General features: G+C 71.6%; 15 protein-coding genes. 14 read left to right on the top strand and 1 reads right to left on the bottom strand.

Annotated elements, in window-relative coordinates:
- The first annotated feature begins 95 nt into the window (after nucleotides 1-95).
- From pyrR to metK, 13 genes are all read left to right on the top strand, one after another.
- Complete coding sequence (gene pyrR, locus ACOV8S_RS29220) at nucleotides 96-689, top strand: bifunctional pyr operon transcriptional regulator/uracil phosphoribosyltransferase PyrR (protein ID WP_448321499.1); 594 nt, start codon at nucleotides 96-98, stop codon at nucleotides 687-689.
- Nucleotides 690-781: 92 nt separating this feature from the next.
- Nucleotides 782-1,747, top strand: coding sequence for an aspartate carbamoyltransferase catalytic subunit (locus ACOV8S_RS29225; RefSeq protein ID WP_448321500.1), 966 nt, complete (start codon nucleotides 782-784; stop codon nucleotides 1,745-1,747).
- A gap of 26 nt (nucleotides 1,748-1,773) precedes the next feature.
- On the top strand, nucleotides 1,774-3,063 hold the full coding sequence (locus tag ACOV8S_RS29230; protein ID WP_448321501.1) for a dihydroorotase: 1,290 nt from the start codon (nucleotides 1,774-1,776) through the stop codon (nucleotides 3,061-3,063).
- Nucleotides 3,060-3,650: a PH-like domain-containing protein gene (locus ACOV8S_RS29235; protein WP_448321502.1), complete on the top strand. Its 591-nt coding sequence runs from the start codon at nucleotides 3,060-3,062 to the stop codon at nucleotides 3,648-3,650. Before ACOV8S_RS29230 ends, ACOV8S_RS29235 begins: the two co-directional genes overlap by 4 nt.
- Nucleotides 3,647-4,801: a glutamine-hydrolyzing carbamoyl-phosphate synthase small subunit gene (gene carA / locus ACOV8S_RS29240; RefSeq protein ID WP_448321503.1), complete on the top strand. Its 1,155-nt coding sequence runs from the start codon at nucleotides 3,647-3,649 to the stop codon at nucleotides 4,799-4,801. Before ACOV8S_RS29235 ends, carA begins: the two co-directional genes overlap by 4 nt.
- A complete protein-coding gene (gene carB, locus ACOV8S_RS29245) occupies nucleotides 4,794-8,105 on the top strand; it encodes a carbamoyl-phosphate synthase large subunit (RefSeq protein ID WP_448321504.1) in 3,312 nt (1,103 codons plus the stop codon). Before carA ends, carB begins: the two co-directional genes overlap by 8 nt.
- 52 nt (nucleotides 8,106-8,157) lie before the next feature.
- Nucleotides 8,158-9,291: a quinone-dependent dihydroorotate dehydrogenase gene (locus ACOV8S_RS29250; RefSeq protein WP_448321505.1), complete on the top strand. Its 1,134-nt coding sequence runs from the start codon at nucleotides 8,158-8,160 to the stop codon at nucleotides 9,289-9,291.
- A complete protein-coding gene (gene pyrF, locus ACOV8S_RS29255) occupies nucleotides 9,288-10,130 on the top strand; it encodes an orotidine-5'-phosphate decarboxylase (protein ID WP_448321506.1) in 843 nt (280 codons plus the stop codon). The genes ACOV8S_RS29250 and pyrF overlap by 4 nt, the downstream gene beginning before the upstream one ends.
- Nucleotides 10,131-10,452: 322 nt before the next feature.
- Nucleotides 10,453-10,776 (top strand): integration host factor, encoded by a 324-nt coding sequence (locus ACOV8S_RS29260; RefSeq protein WP_108957087.1) that lies wholly within the window; start codon nucleotides 10,453-10,455, stop codon nucleotides 10,774-10,776.
- Between the two features lie 37 nt (nucleotides 10,777-10,813).
- Nucleotides 10,814-11,410 (top strand): guanylate kinase, encoded by a 597-nt coding sequence (gmk, locus tag ACOV8S_RS29265; protein WP_448321507.1) that lies wholly within the window; start codon nucleotides 10,814-10,816, stop codon nucleotides 11,408-11,410.
- A 253-nt stretch (nucleotides 11,411-11,663) separates the two neighbouring features.
- Nucleotides 11,664-11,948, top strand: a complete 285-nt coding sequence (rpoZ, locus tag ACOV8S_RS29270) for a DNA-directed RNA polymerase subunit omega (RefSeq protein ID WP_108957089.1) — start codon at nucleotides 11,664-11,666, stop codon at nucleotides 11,946-11,948.
- 154 nt (nucleotides 11,949-12,102) lie between these two features.
- A complete protein-coding gene (coaBC, locus tag ACOV8S_RS29275) occupies nucleotides 12,103-13,338 on the top strand; it encodes a bifunctional phosphopantothenoylcysteine decarboxylase/phosphopantothenate--cysteine ligase CoaBC (RefSeq protein WP_448321508.1) in 1,236 nt (411 codons plus the stop codon).
- Nucleotides 13,339-13,528: 190 nt separating this feature from the next.
- Nucleotides 13,529-14,737: a methionine adenosyltransferase gene (metK, locus tag ACOV8S_RS29280; RefSeq protein WP_448321509.1), complete on the top strand. Its 1,209-nt coding sequence runs from the start codon at nucleotides 13,529-13,531 to the stop codon at nucleotides 14,735-14,737.
- A 107-nt stretch (nucleotides 14,738-14,844) separates the two neighbouring features.
- On the opposite strand, the gene ACOV8S_RS29285 is transcribed toward metK, so the two are convergent.
- A complete protein-coding gene (locus tag ACOV8S_RS29285) occupies nucleotides 14,845-15,240 on the bottom strand; it encodes a hypothetical protein (RefSeq protein WP_448321510.1) in 396 nt (131 codons plus the stop codon).
- 133 nt (nucleotides 15,241-15,373) lie between these two features.
- Between ACOV8S_RS29285 and ACOV8S_RS29290 the strand changes: the two genes are divergently transcribed.
- On the top strand, nucleotides 15,374-15,860 hold a 487-nt coding region (locus ACOV8S_RS29290), incomplete at its 3' end, for a primosomal protein N' family DNA-binding protein (RefSeq protein ID WP_448321511.1).

Below are 15,860 nucleotides of genomic sequence, written 5' to 3' on the forward strand. Positions count from 1 at the left end.
CAGCTGGGGCGTTCGGGGGCCTGTTAGGGTAGAGGTCGTAAACACGACGTCCTTTAAGATCCGTCCCGTGAGGCGGAGAAGGAGGTCCTTTTCGTATGGACACGAACAGCTCCGCCTCGGCGGCGCAGGGGTCCGACGCACGTGCCGTGCTCGAGGCCCAGGACATCGCGCGGGTTCTGACCCGCATCGCGCACGAGATCGTCGAACGCGCCAAGGGCGCCGAGGACGTCGTGCTGCTCGGCATCCCGACCAGGGGCGTCTACCTCGCCCGGCGGATCGCCGACAAGCTCGAGGAGATCACCGGACGGAAGATCCCCGTCGGCTCCCTCGACATCACCATGTACCGCGACGACCTGCGGCTCCAGCCGCCCAGGGCCCTCGCCCGCACCGACATCCCCGGTGACGGGATCGACGGCCGCCTGGTCGTGCTCGTCGACGACGTGCTCTTCTCCGGCCGCTCCGTGCGCGCCGCGCTCGACGCGCTGAACGACATCGGCCGCCCGCGCGCGGTCCAGCTCGCCGTCCTCGTCGACCGCGGCCACCGCGAACTGCCGATCCGCGCCGACTACGTCGGCAAGAACCTCCCCACGTCGCTGCGGGAGACGGTCAAGGTCCAGCTCGCCGAGGAGGACGGTCGCGACACCGTGCTGCTCGGCACCAAGCCGGCCTCCCAGGGCGAACGGCACTAGACCCACGGACGCGACCCCGCCACCCGGGGTGCGCCCGCGCGTCCGCGCCTGCCCGAAATCTCCCAGATGATCCTTCCCACGGAGCCTGCCCGATGAAGCGTCACCTCATCTCGGCCGCCGATCTGACCCGCGACGACGCCGTCCACATCCTCGACACCGCCGAGGAGATGGCCCGGGTCGGAGACCGCACGGTCAAGAAGCTTCCCGCCCTGCGCGGCCGCACCGTCTGCAACCTGTTCTTCGAGGACTCCACCCGCACCCGGATCTCCTTCGAGGCCGCCGAGAAGCGGCTGTCCGCCGACGTCATCAACTTCGCCGCCAAGGGGTCCAGCGTCTCCAAGGGCGAGTCCCTCAAGGACACCGCCCAGACGCTGGCCGCCATGGGCGTGGACGCGGTCGTCATCCGCCACAGCGCCTCCGGCGCCCCCTACCGCCTGGCCACCTCCGGCTGGATCGACGCCCCGGTGATCAACGCCGGTGACGGCACCCACCAGCACCCCACCCAGGCCCTGCTGGACGCCTTCACCATGCGCCGCCGCCTCATCGGCCCCGACGCCGGCCTCGGCCAGGACCTCGCCGGCAAGCGCGTCACCCTCGTCGGCGACGTCCTGCACAGCCGGGTGGCCCGCTCCAACGTCGACCTGCTGCACACCCTCGGCGCGCACGTCACCCTGGTCGCCCCGCCGACCCTGCTGCCGGTCGGCGTCGAGACCTGGCCCTGCGAGGTCTCCTACGACCTCGACTCCGCCCTCCCGAAGGCCGACGCGGTGATGATGCTGCGCGTCCAGCGCGAGCGGATGAACGCCGCCTTCTTCCCCACCGAGCGCGAGTACTCCCGCCGCTACGGCCTGGACGGCGACCGGATGGCGAAGATGCCCGACCACGCGATCGTCATGCACCCCGGCCCGATGGTCCGCGGCATGGAGATCACCGCCGAGGTCGCCGACTCCGACCGCTGCACCGTCACCGAGCAGGTCGCCAACGGCGTCTTCACCCGGATGGCGGTCCTCTACCTCCTGCTCGGCGGCAACGCCAACGAGCCCACGCCCGGCCAGTGAACCGCATCCGAGGAAAGGCAGAACCCATGAGCAAGACCCTGATCCGCGGTGCGCGCGTGCTGGGCGGCGAGCCGCAGGACGTGCTGATCGACGGCACGACGATCGCCGCCGTCGGCGCCGGCCTGGACGCCGAGGGCGTCGACAGCGTGGTCGAGGCGGACGGCAAGGTCCTCCTGCCGGGCCTGGTCGACCTCCACACCCACCTGCGCGAGCCCGGCCGCGAGGACTCCGAGACCGTCCTCACCGGCACCCGCGCCGCTGCCAAGGGCGGCTACACGCAGGTGTACGCGATGGCCAACACCTTCCCCGTCGCCGACACCGCCGGCGTGGTCGAGCAGGTCTACCGCCTCGGCCAGGAGCACGGCTACTGCGACGTGCAGCCCATCGGCGCCGTCACCGTCGGCCTGGAGGGCGAGAAGCTCGCCGAGCTCGGCGCGATGCACGAGTCCGCGGCCGGCGTCACCGTCTTCTCCGACGACGGCAAGTGCGTCCACGACGCCGTGATCATGCGCCGCGCCCTGGAGTACGTGAAGGCCTTCGGCGGCGTCGTCGCCCAGCACGCCCAGGAGCCCCGGCTCACCGAGGGCGCCCAGATGAACGAGGGCGTCGTCTCCGCCGAGCTCGGCCTCGGCGGCTGGCCGGCGGTGGCCGAGGAGTCGGTCATCGCCCGCGACGTCCTGCTCGCCGAGCACGTCGGCTCGCGCGTCCACATCTGCCACCTGTCCACGGCCGGCTCCGTCGAGATCGTCCGCTGGGCCAAGTCGCGCGGCATCGACGTCACCGCCGAGGTCACCCCGCACCACCTGCTCCTCACCGACGAGATGGTGCGCAGCTACAACCCGGTCTACAAGGTCAACCCGCCGCTGCGCACCGAGCGCGACGTGATGGCCCTGCGCGAGGCGCTGGCCGACGGCACGATCGACATCGTCGCCACCGACCACGCCCCGCACCCGCACGAGGACAAGGACTGCGAGTGGGCCGCCGCCGCCATGGGCATGGTCGGCCTGGAGACGGCCCTGTCCGTGGTGCAGGAGACCATGGTGGAGACCGGCCTGCTGGACTGGGCCGGCGTCGCCGACCGGATGTCCGCCGCGCCCGCGCGGATCGGCCGGGCCCAGGGGCACGGCCGTCCGGTGGCCGTCGGTGAGCCTGCGAACCTCACCCTGGTCGACACCGCATACCGTGGAGACGTGGACCCCGCGGGCTTCGCCTCCCGCAGCCGCAACACCCCCTACGAGGGCCGTGAGCTGCCGGGCCGTGTCACCCACACGTGGCTGCGGGGCAAGGCCACCTACTCCGACGGGAAGCTCGCGTGACGACCTCGACCCCCCTCCTCCTGACCCTCGCCGCCGAGGCCGAACGCAAGTCGGCCGAGGTGACCAACTGGCCGGGCCGCATCGCCTGGGTCGTGGGCCTCGCCCTGTTCGTCGCGCTGGTCTACTGGCTGATGCGCGAGGGCTGGAAGTGGCGCTCCACCCTCCAGGGCGACGTGGCCGAGCTGCCGCAGGCGCCCCAGGAGCCGGGTGAGGCGAAGCTGACCATGAGCGGCCGCTACCACGGCTCCACCGAGGCGGGCCGCTGGCTGGACCGCATCGTGGCGCACGGTCTGGGCACCCGGAGCCGGGCCGAGCTCACCCTGACCGACGCCGGACTGGTCGTCGACCGCCCCGGCGCCACCGACTTCTTCGTCCCGGCAGGCCGGCTCCGCGAGGCCCGGCTCGACAAGGGCATCGCCGGCAAGGTCCTCACCGAGGGCGGCCTGCTGGTGGTGACCTGGGAGCTCGGCGACCGGCTGATCGACTCCGGCTTCCGCTCCGACCGGTCGGCCGAGCACGCCGACTGGGTCGCCGCCATCAACCACATGACCGCACAGCACCACCAGCAGACGGAAGGCGCACGATGACGACCTCCACCAGGGGAGCCACGTCTCCCGCAGTACTCGTCCTGGAGGACGGCCGGATCTTCCGCGGCCGCGCCTACGGGGCCGTGGGGGAGACCTTCGGCGAGGCCGTGTTCTCCACCGGCATGACCGGCTACCAGGAGACCCTCACCGACCCGTCCTACCACCGCCAGGTGGTCGTCATGACGGCGCCGCACGTCGGCAACACCGGCATGAACGAGGAGGACCGCGAGTCCCACCAGATCTGGGTGGCCGGCTACGTCGTCCGCGACCCCGCCCGGGTCCCCTCCAACTGGCGCTCCACCCGCACCCTCGACGACGAGCTCGCCGACCAGGGCGTCGTCGGCATCAGCGGCATCGACACCCGCGCCCTCACCCGCCACCTGCGCGAGCGCGGCGCCATGCGCGTCGGCATCTTCTCCGGCGAGGCCGTCGCCTCCGAGGAGGCGCTGCTGGCCAGGGTCCGTGAGTCCGCCCAGATGAAGGGCGCCAGCCTCTACGAGGAGGTCGCCACCGCCGAGGCGTACGTCGTCCCGGCGCAGGGCGACAAGAAGTTCACGGTCGCCGCGATCGACCTCGGCATAAAGGGCATGACCCCCTACCGGATGGCCGAGCGCGGCATCGAGGTGCACGTCCTGCCCGCCACCGCCACCCTCGACGAGATCTACGCCGTGAACCCCGACGGCGTGTTCTTCTCCAACGGTCCCGGTGACCCGGAGACCGCCGACCACCCCGTCGAGCTGATGCGGGGCGTCCTGGAGCGCTCCACCCCGCTCTTCGGCATCTGCTTCGGCAACCAGATCCTCGGCCGCGCCCTCGGCTTCGGCACCTACAAGCTGAAGTACGGCCACCGCGGCATCAACCAGCCGGTCCAGGACCGCACCACCGGCAAGGTCGAGGTCACCGCCCACAACCACGGGTTCGCCGTCGACGCCCCGCTCGACAAGGTCTCCGACACCCCCTTCGGCCGCGCCGAGGTCTCCCACGTCTGCCTCAACGACAACGTCGTCGAAGGGCTGCAGCTGCTCGACCGGCCCGCGTTCAGCGTCCAGTACCACCCCGAAGCGGCTGCGGGTCCCCACGACGCCGCCTACCTGTTCGACCGCTTCGCCGCTTTGATGAACAACAGCCTCATGGAGGGCCAGCGTGCCTAAGCGCACCGATATCCAGTCCGTCCTGGTCATCGGCTCCGGCCCGATCGTCATCGGCCAGGCCGCGGAGTTCGACTACTCCGGCACCCAGGCATGCCGCGTCCTCAAGTCCGAGGGCCTGCGCGTCGTCCTGGTGAACTCCAACCCGGCGACGATCATGACCGACCCGGAGATCGCCGACGCCACCTACGTCGAGCCGATCACCCCCGAGTTCGTCGAGAAGATCATCGCCAAGGAGCGCCCCGACGCCCTCCTGCCCACCCTGGGCGGCCAGACCGCGCTCAACACCGCGATCTCCCTCCACGAGAACGGCACGCTCGCCAAGTACGGCGTCGAGCTGATCGGCGCCAACGTGGAGGCCATCCACAAGGGCGAGGACCGCGAGCAGTTCAAGGTGGTCGTCGAGGAGGTCCGCAAGAAGATCGGCCACGGCGAGTCCGCCCGCTCGGTCATCTGCCACTCCATGGACGACGTCCTCGCCGGCGTCGACACGCTCGGCGGCTACCCCGTCGTCGTCCGCCCCTCCTTCACCATGGGCGGCGCCGGCTCCGGCTTCGCCCACGACGAGGAGGAGCTGCGCCGCATCGCCGGACAGGGCCTCACGCTCTCCCCGACCACCGAGGTGCTCCTGGAGGAGTCCATCCTCGGCTGGAAGGAGTACGAGCTGGAGCTGATGCGCGACAAGCACGACAACGTCGTGGTCGTCTGCTCCATCGAGAACTTCGACCCGATGGGCGTCCACACCGGCGACTCCATCACCGTCGCCCCGGCGATGACCCTCACCGACCGCGAGTACCAGGTGCTGCGCGACATCGGCATCGCGGTCATCCGCGAGGTCGGCGTCGACACCGGCGGCTGCAACATCCAGTTCGCGGTCAACCCCGCCGACGGCCGGGTCATCGTCATCGAGATGAACCCGCGCGTCTCCCGCTCCTCCGCGCTCGCCTCCAAGGCCACCGGCTTCCCGATCGCCAAGATCGCCGCCAAGCTGGCCGTCGGCTACACGCTGGACGAGATCCCCAACGACATCACCGAGCAGACCCCGGCCTCCTTCGAGCCGACGCTCGACTACGTCGTGGTCAAGGCGCCCCGCTTCGCCTTCGAGAAGTTCCCCTCCGCCGACTCCACGCTCACCACCACCATGAAGTCGGTGGGCGAGGCCATGGCCATGGGCCGCAACTTCACCGAGGCGCTCCAGAAGGCGCTGCGCTCCCTGGAGAAGAAGGGCAGCCAGTTCACCTTCACCGGCGAGCCCGGCGACAAGGACGAACTGCTCCGCGAGGCCGTCCGGCCCACCGACGGCCGCATCAACACCGTGATGCAGGCCATCCGGGCCGGCGCCACCCAGGAGGAGGTCTTCGAGTCCACGAAGATCGACCCCTGGTTCGTCGACCAGCTCTTCCTCATCAAGGAGATCGCCGACGAGGTGGCCGCCGCCACCGAGCTCACCCCCGACCTGCTCGCCCACGCCAAGCGCCACGGCTTCTCCGACCAGCAGATCGGCGAGATCCGCGGCCTGCGCGAGGACGTGGTCCGCCAGGTCCGGCACGCCCTCGGCATCCGCCCGGTCTACAAGACGGTCGACACCTGCGCCGCCGAGTTCGCCGCGAAGACCCCGTACTTCTACTCCTCATACGACGAGGAGAACGAGGTCGCCCCGCGCGAGCGCGCCGCGGTGATCATCCTGGGCTCCGGCCCCAACCGCATCGGCCAGGGCATCGAGTTCGACTACTCCTGCGTCCACGCCTCCTTCGCGCTCAGCGACGCCGGCTACGAGACCGTGATGGTCAACTGCAACCCGGAGACCGTCTCCACCGACTACGACACCTCCGACCGGCTCTACTTCGAGCCGCTCACCCTGGAGGACGTCCTGGAGATCGTCCACGCCGAGCAGCAGGCCGGACCGGTCGCCGGTGTGATCGTCCAGCTCGGCGGCCAGACCCCGCTGGGCCTGTCCCAGGCGCTCAAGGACAACGGCGTGCCCGTCGTCGGCACCTCCCCGGAGGCGATCCACGCCGCCGAGGACCGTGGCGCCTTCGGCCGCGTCCTCGCCGAGGCCGGCCTGCCCGCGCCCAAGCACGGCACCGCCACCACCTTCGCCGAGGCCAAGAAGATCGCCGACGAGATCGGCTACCCCGTCCTGGTCCGCCCGTCCTACGTGCTCGGCGGCCGCGGCATGGAGATCGTCTACGAGGAGTCCCGCCTCGAGGCGTACATCTCCGAGTCCACCGAGATCTCCCCGGACCGCCCGGTCCTGGTCGACCGCTTCCTCGACGACGCGGTGGAGATCGACGTCGACGCCCTCTACGACGGCACCGAGCTCTACCTCGGCGGCGTCATGGAGCACATCGAGGAGGCCGGCATCCACTCCGGCGACTCGGCGTGCGCCCTGCCCCCGATCACCCTCGGCGGCTACGACATCAAGCGGCTGCGCGCCTCCACCGAGGCCATCGCCAAGGGTGTCGGCGTCCGCGGCCTGATCAACATCCAGTTCGCCCTCGCCGGCGACATCCTCTACGTCCTCGAGGCCAACCCGCGCGCCTCGCGCACCGTGCCCTTCACCTCGAAGGCCACCGCGGTGCCGCTGGCCAAGGCCGCCGCCCGCATCTCGCTCGGCGCCACCGTCGCCGAGCTCCGCGCCGAGGGCATGCTGCCGAGCAGCGGCGACGGCGGCGACCTGCCGCTGGACGCGCCGATCTCCGTCAAGGAGGCCGTGATGCCGTGGTCGCGCTTCCGCGACGTGCACGGCCGCGGCGTGGACACCGTCCTCGGCCCGGAGATGCGCTCCACCGGCGAGGTCATGGGCATCGACTCGGTCTTCGGCACCGCCTACGCCAAGTCGCAGGCCGGCGCCTACGGCCCGCTGCCCACCAAGGGCCGCGCCTTCATCTCGGTCGCCAACCGCGACAAGCGCTCGATGATCTTCCCCGCGCGGGAGCTCGTCCAGCACGGCTTCGAGCTGCTCGCCACCTCCGGCACCGCCGAGGTGCTGCGCCGCAACGGCATCCCCGCCACCGTGGTGCGCAAGCAGTCCGAGGGCGAGGGCCCGGGCGGCGAGAAGACGATCGTCCAGCTGATCCACGACGGCCAGGTCGACCTCATCGTCAACACGCCCTTCGGCACCGGCGGCCGTCTCGACGGCTACGACATCCGCACCGCCTCCGTGGCCCGCGGCGTCCCCTGCCTCACCACCGTCCAGGCGCTCGCCGCCGCGGTGCAGGGCATCGACGCGCTCACCCAGGGCGACGTCGGAGTCCGCTCCCTGCAGGAACACGCGGAACACCTGACCGCGTCGCGCGGACAGTGACCGACGAGGGGGACACCGGAAGGTGTCCCCCTCTTCATGAGGAGCCCTTTCCATGTACAAGCTGTTCTTCCGCCTCGTGTTCCGCAGCATGGACCCCGAGGCCGCCCACCACCTCGCCTTCCGCTGGATCCGCCTGGCCGCCCGGATCCCCGTGCTGCGCACCTTCCTCGCCGCCTGGCTCGCCCCGCGGTACACCGAGCTGCGCACCGAGGCCCTCGGCCTGCGGATGCACGGCCCGTTCGGCCTGGCCGCCGGCTTCGACAAGAACGCCGTCGCCATCGACGGCATGGCCATGCTCGGCTTCGACCACGTCGAGATCGGCACCGTCACCGGCGAGGCGCAGCCCGGCAACCCGAAGAAGCGCCTCTTCCGCCTGGTGGCGGACCGCGCGCTGATCAACCGGATGGGCTTCAACAACGACGGCTCCGCCGCCGTCGCCGACCGGCTGGCCGCCCGCAGGCCGGTCTTCAAGCCGGTCGTCGGCGTCAACATCGGCAAGACCAAGGTCGTCCCCGAGGAGGAGGCCGCCGCCGACTACGTGAAGTCCGCCGAGCGGCTCGCCCGCCACGCCGACTACCTGGTCGTCAACGTCTCCTCGCCCAACACCCCCGGCCTGCGCAACCTCCAGGCCACCGAGGCGCTGCGCCCGCTGCTGACCGCCGTCCGCGAGGCCGCCGACCGCACGGTGACCGACCGGCGCGTCCCGCTGCTGGTGAAGATCGCCCCCGACCTCGCCGACGAGGACGTGGACGCCGTCGCCGACCTCGCCGTCGAACTCGGCCTGGACGGGATCATCGCCACCAACACCACGATCGCCCGGGCCGGACTCGGCCTGCGCTCCATGCCCGCCCAGGTGCAGGAGACCGGCGGCCTGTCCGGCGCCCCGCTCAAGGCACGCTCCCTGGAGGTGCTGCGCCGCCTCTACGCCCGCGTCGGGGACCGGATCACCCTGGTCGGCGTCGGCGGCGTCGAGACGGCCGAGGACGCCTGGCAGCGCATCCTGGCCGGCGCCACCCTGGTGCAGGGCTACAGCGCCTTCATCTACGAGGGGCCCCTGTGGGCCCGCGCGATCCACAAGGGCCTGGCCCAGCGCCTGCGCCAGAGCCCCTACGCCACCCTCGCCGACGCGGTCGGCGCGGACGTCCGCAAGAGCGAGCAGAACGCGAAGAAGGGGAACGCCGCATGAGCCACCTGGAACCCTTCGGCGCACGGCTGCGCCACGCGATGGACGAGCGCGGCCCGCTGTGCGTCGGCATCGACCCGCACGCCTCCCTGCTGGGCTCCTGGGGCCTGGCCGACGACGTCGCCGGGCTGGAGCGCTTCAGCCGCACGGTGGTCGAGGCACTGGCCGACCGGGTCGCCGTGCTCAAGCCGCAGATCGCCTTCTTCGAACGCTTCGGCTCCCGCGGCCTCGCCGTGCTGGAGAAGTCCGTGGAGGAGGCCCGTGCGGCCGGCGCCCTGGTGGTGATGGACGCCAAGCGCGGCGACATCGGCTCCACCATGGCCGCCTACGCGGAGTCCTTCCTGCGCAAGGACGCCCCGCTCTTCTCCGACGCGCTGACCGTCTCCCCGTACCTCGGCTACGGCTCCCTGAAGCCGGCCGTGGACCTGGCACGGGAGAGCGGGACCGGACTGTTCGTGCTGGCGCTCACCTCCAACCCGGAGGGCGGCGAGGTCCAGCACGCGGTGCGCGAGGACGGCCGCGGGGTCGGCGCGACGATGCTGGCCCACCTGGCCGCCGAGAACGCGGGGGAGGAGCCGCTGGGCTCCTTCGGCGCGGTGGTCGGCGCCACGCTGGGCGACCTGTCGTCCTACGACCTCGACGTCAACGGCCCGCTGCTCGCCCCCGGGATCGGCGCCCAGGGCGCGACCCCGGCCGACCTCCCGCGCGTCTTCGGCGCGGCGGTGCGCAACGTGGTCCCCAACGTCAGCCGCGCGGTGCTGAGCGAGGGCCCCGGTGCGGCGGCGCTGCGGGACGCGGCCGAGCGGTTCGCCGACGAGGTCCGCACGGCCGTCGACGGCTGAACGGGCACGCCGAAGGAGGGCGCAGGGCGCCCACGAAGCGGGTCCGCCACGGGGAAGGCCCCCCGTGGCGGACCCGCTTCATCCGTATCTCCGCCTTCCTCCGCGCAAAACCGCTCCGGTTTGTCGTAAATGTCGGGCGCTATCGGGCCGCTCCTGAGTCTGACCAGGACTTTTCCGTCGTTCTCGCTGACTCTCGCTGCCCGGACCGCTAGTCTCCGACCAGAGCCACAGGCCAACTGTGGTGTGTGGCTCACCGGGTGTGGGGCAAGCGAGTTCCTCACCGGTCCGTATCCGACAGTTCGACATCCGAGGTGACGTAGGCGTGGCTCTTCCGCCCCTTACCCCCGAACAGCGCGCAGCCGCGCTCGAAAAGGCCGCCGCGGCTCGCCGGGAGCGGGCCGAGGTCAAGAATCGACTCAAGCACTCCGGCGCCTCCCTTCACGAGGTCATCAAGCAGGGCCAGGAGAACGACGTCATCGGCAAGATGAAGGTCTCCGCCCTGCTCGAGTCGCTGCCGGGCGTCGGCAAGGTCCGCGCCAAGCAGATCATGGAGCGACTCGGGATCTCCGAGAGCCGCCGGGTGCGTGGCCTTGGCTCCAACCAGATCGCCTCCCTGGAGCGGGAGTTCGGCGGCAGCGCCTCCTGAGTCCCGGAGCACCCGGGATTACTGGAATAATCGGCGCATGGCTGCAACACCCCGGGGGACGACCACCCCCGTCCCCCAGGACGTACGTCCGCGTCTGACCGTGCTCTCCGGCCCCTCCGGGGTCGGCAAGAGCACGGTCGTCGCCCATATGCGCAACGAGCACCCCGACGTGTGGCTCTCCGTCTCGGCGACCACCCGCAAGCCCCGCCCGGGCGAGCAGAACGGTGTCCACTACTTCTTCGTCACCGACGAGGAGATGGACAAGATGATCGCCAACGGCGAGCTGCTGGAATGGGCCGAGTTCGCGGGCAACCGTTACGGCACCCCTCGGGGTGCCGTGATGGAGCGCCTGGAGGCGGGCAAGCCCGTCCTCCTGGAGATCGACCTCCAGGGCGCCCGCCTGGTGCGCGAGTCCATGCCCCAGGCCCAGCTGGTGTTCCTCGCACCGCCGTCCTGGGACGAGCTGGTGCGCCGGCTCACCGGGCGCGGCACCGAGTCGCCCGAGGTGATCGAGCGCCGGCTGCAGGCCGCCACGGTGGAACTGGCGGCCGAGCCGGAGTTCGACGTCACGCTGGTCAACACCTCCGTGGACGCCGTGGCCCGGGAGCTCCTGGCACTGATGGGCGCCGTCTGACGGACCCCCGCGGCCCCTCGTGCGAAGGGCCCTCGCGAGGTACGCTGCGCGGATCGTCCGGCCGCGAAGCTATACTCCGGGGTGTCGGCCGAAAACGCATGCCAGAACGCGCGGGCCGGCACGCGACAGGTCACGGACCTGTCCGGCGGTCGGGAGGACCGTCGCAGGGGGGCCCGGTGCCCGCCGATCCCGCCGGAGCGATCCGGGCGGGACAGCTCCCAGATCTCATTCATCCTTATCGGAAGGTCAGAGCGTGTCCTCTTCCATGACCGCGCCCGAGGGCATCATCAACCCGCCGATCGACGAGCTCCTCGAGGCGACCGACTCGAAGTACAGCCTGGTGATCTACGCGGCCAAGCGTGCCCGCCAGATCAACGCGTACTACTCGCAGCTCGGTGAGGGCCTCCTCGAGTACGTGGGCCCGCTCGTCGACACCCACGTCCACGAGAAGCCCCTCTCGATCGCCCTGCGCGAGATCAACGCCGGTCTGCTCACCTCCGAGGCCGTCGACGGCCCGGCGACGGACCCCACGCGCTGACTCGCCGGCTCCGGTGGAGCCGCGTGTTTTCATCGGCCACAGGCCCGGCAGCGACCTGCCGGGCCTGTGGTCTGCCCGGACACCCTCCGGGACGGCCGCCGGCCGGCCGTAGGCTCGGGACCGGCACAGGTACGCACTGCAGGGGAGAGACACGGTGGACACGACGGCGCACGAGCACGAGAAGGACGGCCGGCCCCGGATCGTCCTGGGCGTCAGCGGCGGCATCGCCGCCTACAAGGCGTGTGAGCTGCTGCGGCGGTTCACCGAGTCCGGCCACGACGTCAGGGTGGTGCCCACCGCCTCGGCCCTGAAGTTCGTCGGCGCGCCCACCTGGTCCGCGCTCTCCGGCCACCCGGTCTCCGCCGAGGTGTGGGAGTCCGTCCACGAGGTGCCGCACGTGCGCATCGGGCAGGCCGCCGACCTGGTCGTGGTGGCGCCCGCCACCGCCGACATGCTCGCCAAGGCCGCCCACGGCCTCGCCGACGACCTGCTCACCAACACCCTCCTCACCGCCCGCTGCCCGGTGGTCTTCGCGCCCGCCATGCACACCGAGATGTGGGAGCACCCGGCCACCCAGGAGAACGTGGCCACGCTGCGCCGCCGCGGCGCCGTGGTGGTCGAGCCGGCCGTCGGCCGCCTCACCGGCGTCGACACCGGCAAGGGCCGCTTCCCCGACCCCGCGGAGATCTTCGAGATCTGCCGCCGGGTGCTGACCCGCGGACCTGCCGTGCCCGACCTGGCCGGACGCCACGTGGTGATCAGCGCGGGCGGCACCCGCGAACCGCTGGACCCGGTCCGCTTCCTCGGCAACCGCTCCTCCGGCAAGCAGGGCTACGCCCTGGCCCGCACCGCCGCCGCCCGCGGAGCCCGGGTCACCCTGGTCTCCGCCAACGCCGCCCTGCCCGACCCGGCGGGCGTGGACGTGGTCCGCGTGGGCACCGCCGTCGAGCTCCGCGAGGCCGTGGTGGCGGCCGCCCGGGAGGCCGACGCCGTGGTCATGTCCGCCGCCGTCGCCGACTTCCGCCCGGCCCACTACGCCGAGGGCAAGATCAAGAAGAAGGACGGCCAGGAGCCCGAGCCGGTCGCCCTGGTGCGCAACCCCGACGTGCTCGCGGAGATCTCCGCCGAGCGCTCCCGCCCCGGCCAGGTGGTGGTCGGCTTCGCCGCCGAGACCCACGACGTGGTCGCCAACGGCCGGGCCAAACTGAAGCGCAAGGGCTGCGACCTGCTCGTGGTCAACCAGGTCGGGGAGAACCTGACCTTCGGGTCCGAGGAGAACGAGGCCTTGGTCCTGGGCGCCGACGGCAGCGAGACGCCGGTGCCGCACGGCCCCAAGGAGGACCTGGCCGACATCGTCTGGGACCTGGTCGCCGGACGTCTCGACCCGTGAGCCGCACCCGGGCGGGCGTGGGGCGTGACGCGCCGGATGTCCCGGTCCGTCCGGGCCCCTTCCGCCCGTAGGGTGAGATCGATGGCCCGCCAAACGGGCAACACCTACTAGACTGTGCCGGACGTCCGGGCGCAGCCCCGTGTCGTCGCCCAAGATTCAGCCAGCAGCCGCTGCAAACCCAGGGAGCGTTGTGTCCCGTCGCCTGTTCACCTCGGAGTCCGTGACCGAAGGTCACCCCGACAAGATCGCTGACCAGATCAGCGACACCATTCTCGACGCGCTCCTGCGCGAGGACCCGACCTCCCGTGTCGCGGTCGAGACGCTGATCACCACCGGCCTGGTGCACGTCGCCGGCGAGGTCACCACCAAGGCCTACGCCCCGATCCCGCAGCTGGTGCGCGAGAAGATCCTCGAGATCGGGTACGACTCCTCCAAGAAGGGCTTCGACGGGGCCTCCTGCGGCGTGTCGGTCTCCATCGGCTCGCAGTCCGCCGACATCGCCCAGGGCGTCGACGCGGCCTACGAGGCGCGTGTCGAGGGTGACGAGGACGAGCTCGACCGGCAGGGCGCGGGCGACCAGGGCCTGATGTTCGGCTACGCCTCCGACGAGACGCCGACCCTCATGCCGCTCCCGGTCTTCCTGGCGCACCGCCTCTCCAAGCGCCTGTCGGACGTGCGCAAGAACGGGACCATCCCCTACCTGCGCCCCGACGGCAAGACCCAGGTCACCATCGAGTACGACGGCGACAAGGCGGTCCGTCTGGACACCGTGGTCGTCTCCTCGCAGCACGCCTCGGACATCGACCTGGACTCGCTCCTCACCCCGGACATCCGCGAGTACGTGGTGGAGCCGGAGCTGAAGGCGCTGTCCGACGACGGCATCAAGCTGGAGACCGAGGGCTACCGCCTGCTGGTCAACCCGACCGGCCGCTTCGAGATCGGCGGCCCGATGGGCGACGCCGGCCTCACCGGCCGCAAGATCATCATCGACACCTACGGCGGCATGGCCCGCCACGGCGGCGGCGCCTTCTCGGGCAAGGACCCCTCCAAGGTCGACCGCTCCGCCGCGTACGCCATGCGCTGGGTGGCCAAGAACGTCGTCGCCGCCGGGCTCGCCGCGCGCTGCGAGGTCCAGGTCGCGTACGCGATCGGCAAGGCGGAGCCGGTGGGTCTGTTCGTCGAGACCTTCGGCACGGAGAAGGTCGACGTGGAGAAGATCCAGGCCGCCATCACCGAGGTCTTCGACCTGCGGCCGGCCGCGATCATCCGCGACCTGAACCTGCTGCGGCCCATCTACGCCCAGACGGCGGCGTACGGCCACTTCGGCCGCGAGCTGCCCGACTTCACCTGGGAGCGCACGGACCGCGTCGAGGCACTGAAGAAGGCCGCGGGGGCCTGATCTCCCCCTGTTCGTGACGAGGCCCGGCCGCGCCCTTCGGGGCAGCGGCCGGGCCTCGGGCGTGTCCCGAGCCCTTTCCCCCGCGCGACGCGGGGCGGGGCGGCAAGTCAGGGTCCGTAGGGGTACAGACTGATCTTCTCGCGCTCGACGAACAGTTCGACCCACGTGCCGTCGACGTCCTTGGGCAGTGGACCGGCGATGTCCAGCAGGATCGGACTGCCGTCCAGGTCCAGCACGGCGGCCCCGTCCTCGGTGAGGCGCAGAAGTCCGCGCAGGACGACGCAGTGTCCACCGGGCCGGACTTGAGCCCCGGCAGCGGCAGCCGGCTTGGCGTTCCGCCCCCAGGCGAGTTCGGCGTCGACCGTCCACTCGACGTGGTAGCCGCCCGGCTCCGCGTCCTCGTCACCGCACCAGCGGACCGCGGTCCTGCCGAAGGGGGTGCGGATCTGTGCCAGACAGGGGCTCCAGGGAAACCGCGCGGTCTTCTCCAGCTCGATCAACATCCCTCGAGCATGCGGCATCCGCGTGCGGTTCCGCCGCGTGACGGCCACGCCGGCTCGTGAACGCCCGGGCTCGCACCCCCGTGCGCGGAGCCGACGGCCGCGCGGTGTCCGAGGCCGGTGGAACAATGGCGGCGTGAGCAGCGAAGAGACCCCGCAGGAGGGCGGCGCGAACGGCGCGCCGCCCGAGCAGCTCGCGCTCATCCGGGCGGGCGTCCGCGAGGGCAAGGAGAAGGCGCCCAAGGCCAAGCCGCGGACCTGGCGCGGTGCGCCCGTCGCCGAGCACCTCCCCGTGGCGCGCGTCCTCGTCGACAAGGGCGTCCTGCACCTCGACCGCTACTTCGACTACGCCGTGCCCGCCGACCTGGACGCCGACGCCCGGCCCGGGGTCCGGGTGCGGGTCCGCTTCGGCGCAGGCCGCGGCAGGGTCCGCGGCGGGCGCCGCGAGGGCGGCGGGCTGGTGGACGGTTTCGTCGTCGAGCGGCTCGCCGACTCCGACTACAGCGGTCCGCTCGCCGCGCTCGCCCAGGTCGTCTCGCCCGAGCCGGTGCTCGGCCCCGACCTGCTGGCGCTCTGCCGCGCCGTCGCCGACCGCTACGCCGGCAGCCTCGCCGACGTGCTCC

The sequence above is a fragment of the Streptomyces sp. CO7 genome (genome assembly GCF_053474865.1).

Coding starts and splice junctions, on each gene's coding strand:
- carA (WP_448321503.1), top strand. CDS start 3,647: ATGACGACCTCCACCAGGGGAGCCACGTCTCCCGCAGTACTCGTCCTG.
- ACOV8S_RS29230 (WP_448321501.1), top strand. CDS start 1,774: ATGAGCAAGACCCTGATCCGCGGTGCGCGCGTGCTGGGCGGCGAGCCG.
- pyrR (WP_448321499.1), top strand. CDS start 96: ATGGACACGAACAGCTCCGCCTCGGCGGCGCAGGGGTCCGACGCACGT.
- ACOV8S_RS29285 (WP_448321510.1), bottom strand. CDS start 15,240: ATGTTGATCGAGCTGGAGAAGACCGCGCGGTTTCCCTGGAGCCCCTGT.
- pyrF (WP_448321506.1), top strand. CDS start 9,288: ATGAGCCACCTGGAACCCTTCGGCGCACGGCTGCGCCACGCGATGGAC.
- ACOV8S_RS29250 (WP_448321505.1), top strand. CDS start 8,158: ATGTACAAGCTGTTCTTCCGCCTCGTGTTCCGCAGCATGGACCCCGAG.
- ACOV8S_RS29225 (WP_448321500.1), top strand. CDS start 782: ATGAAGCGTCACCTCATCTCGGCCGCCGATCTGACCCGCGACGACGCC.
- gmk (WP_448321507.1), top strand. CDS start 10,814: ATGGCTGCAACACCCCGGGGGACGACCACCCCCGTCCCCCAGGACGTA.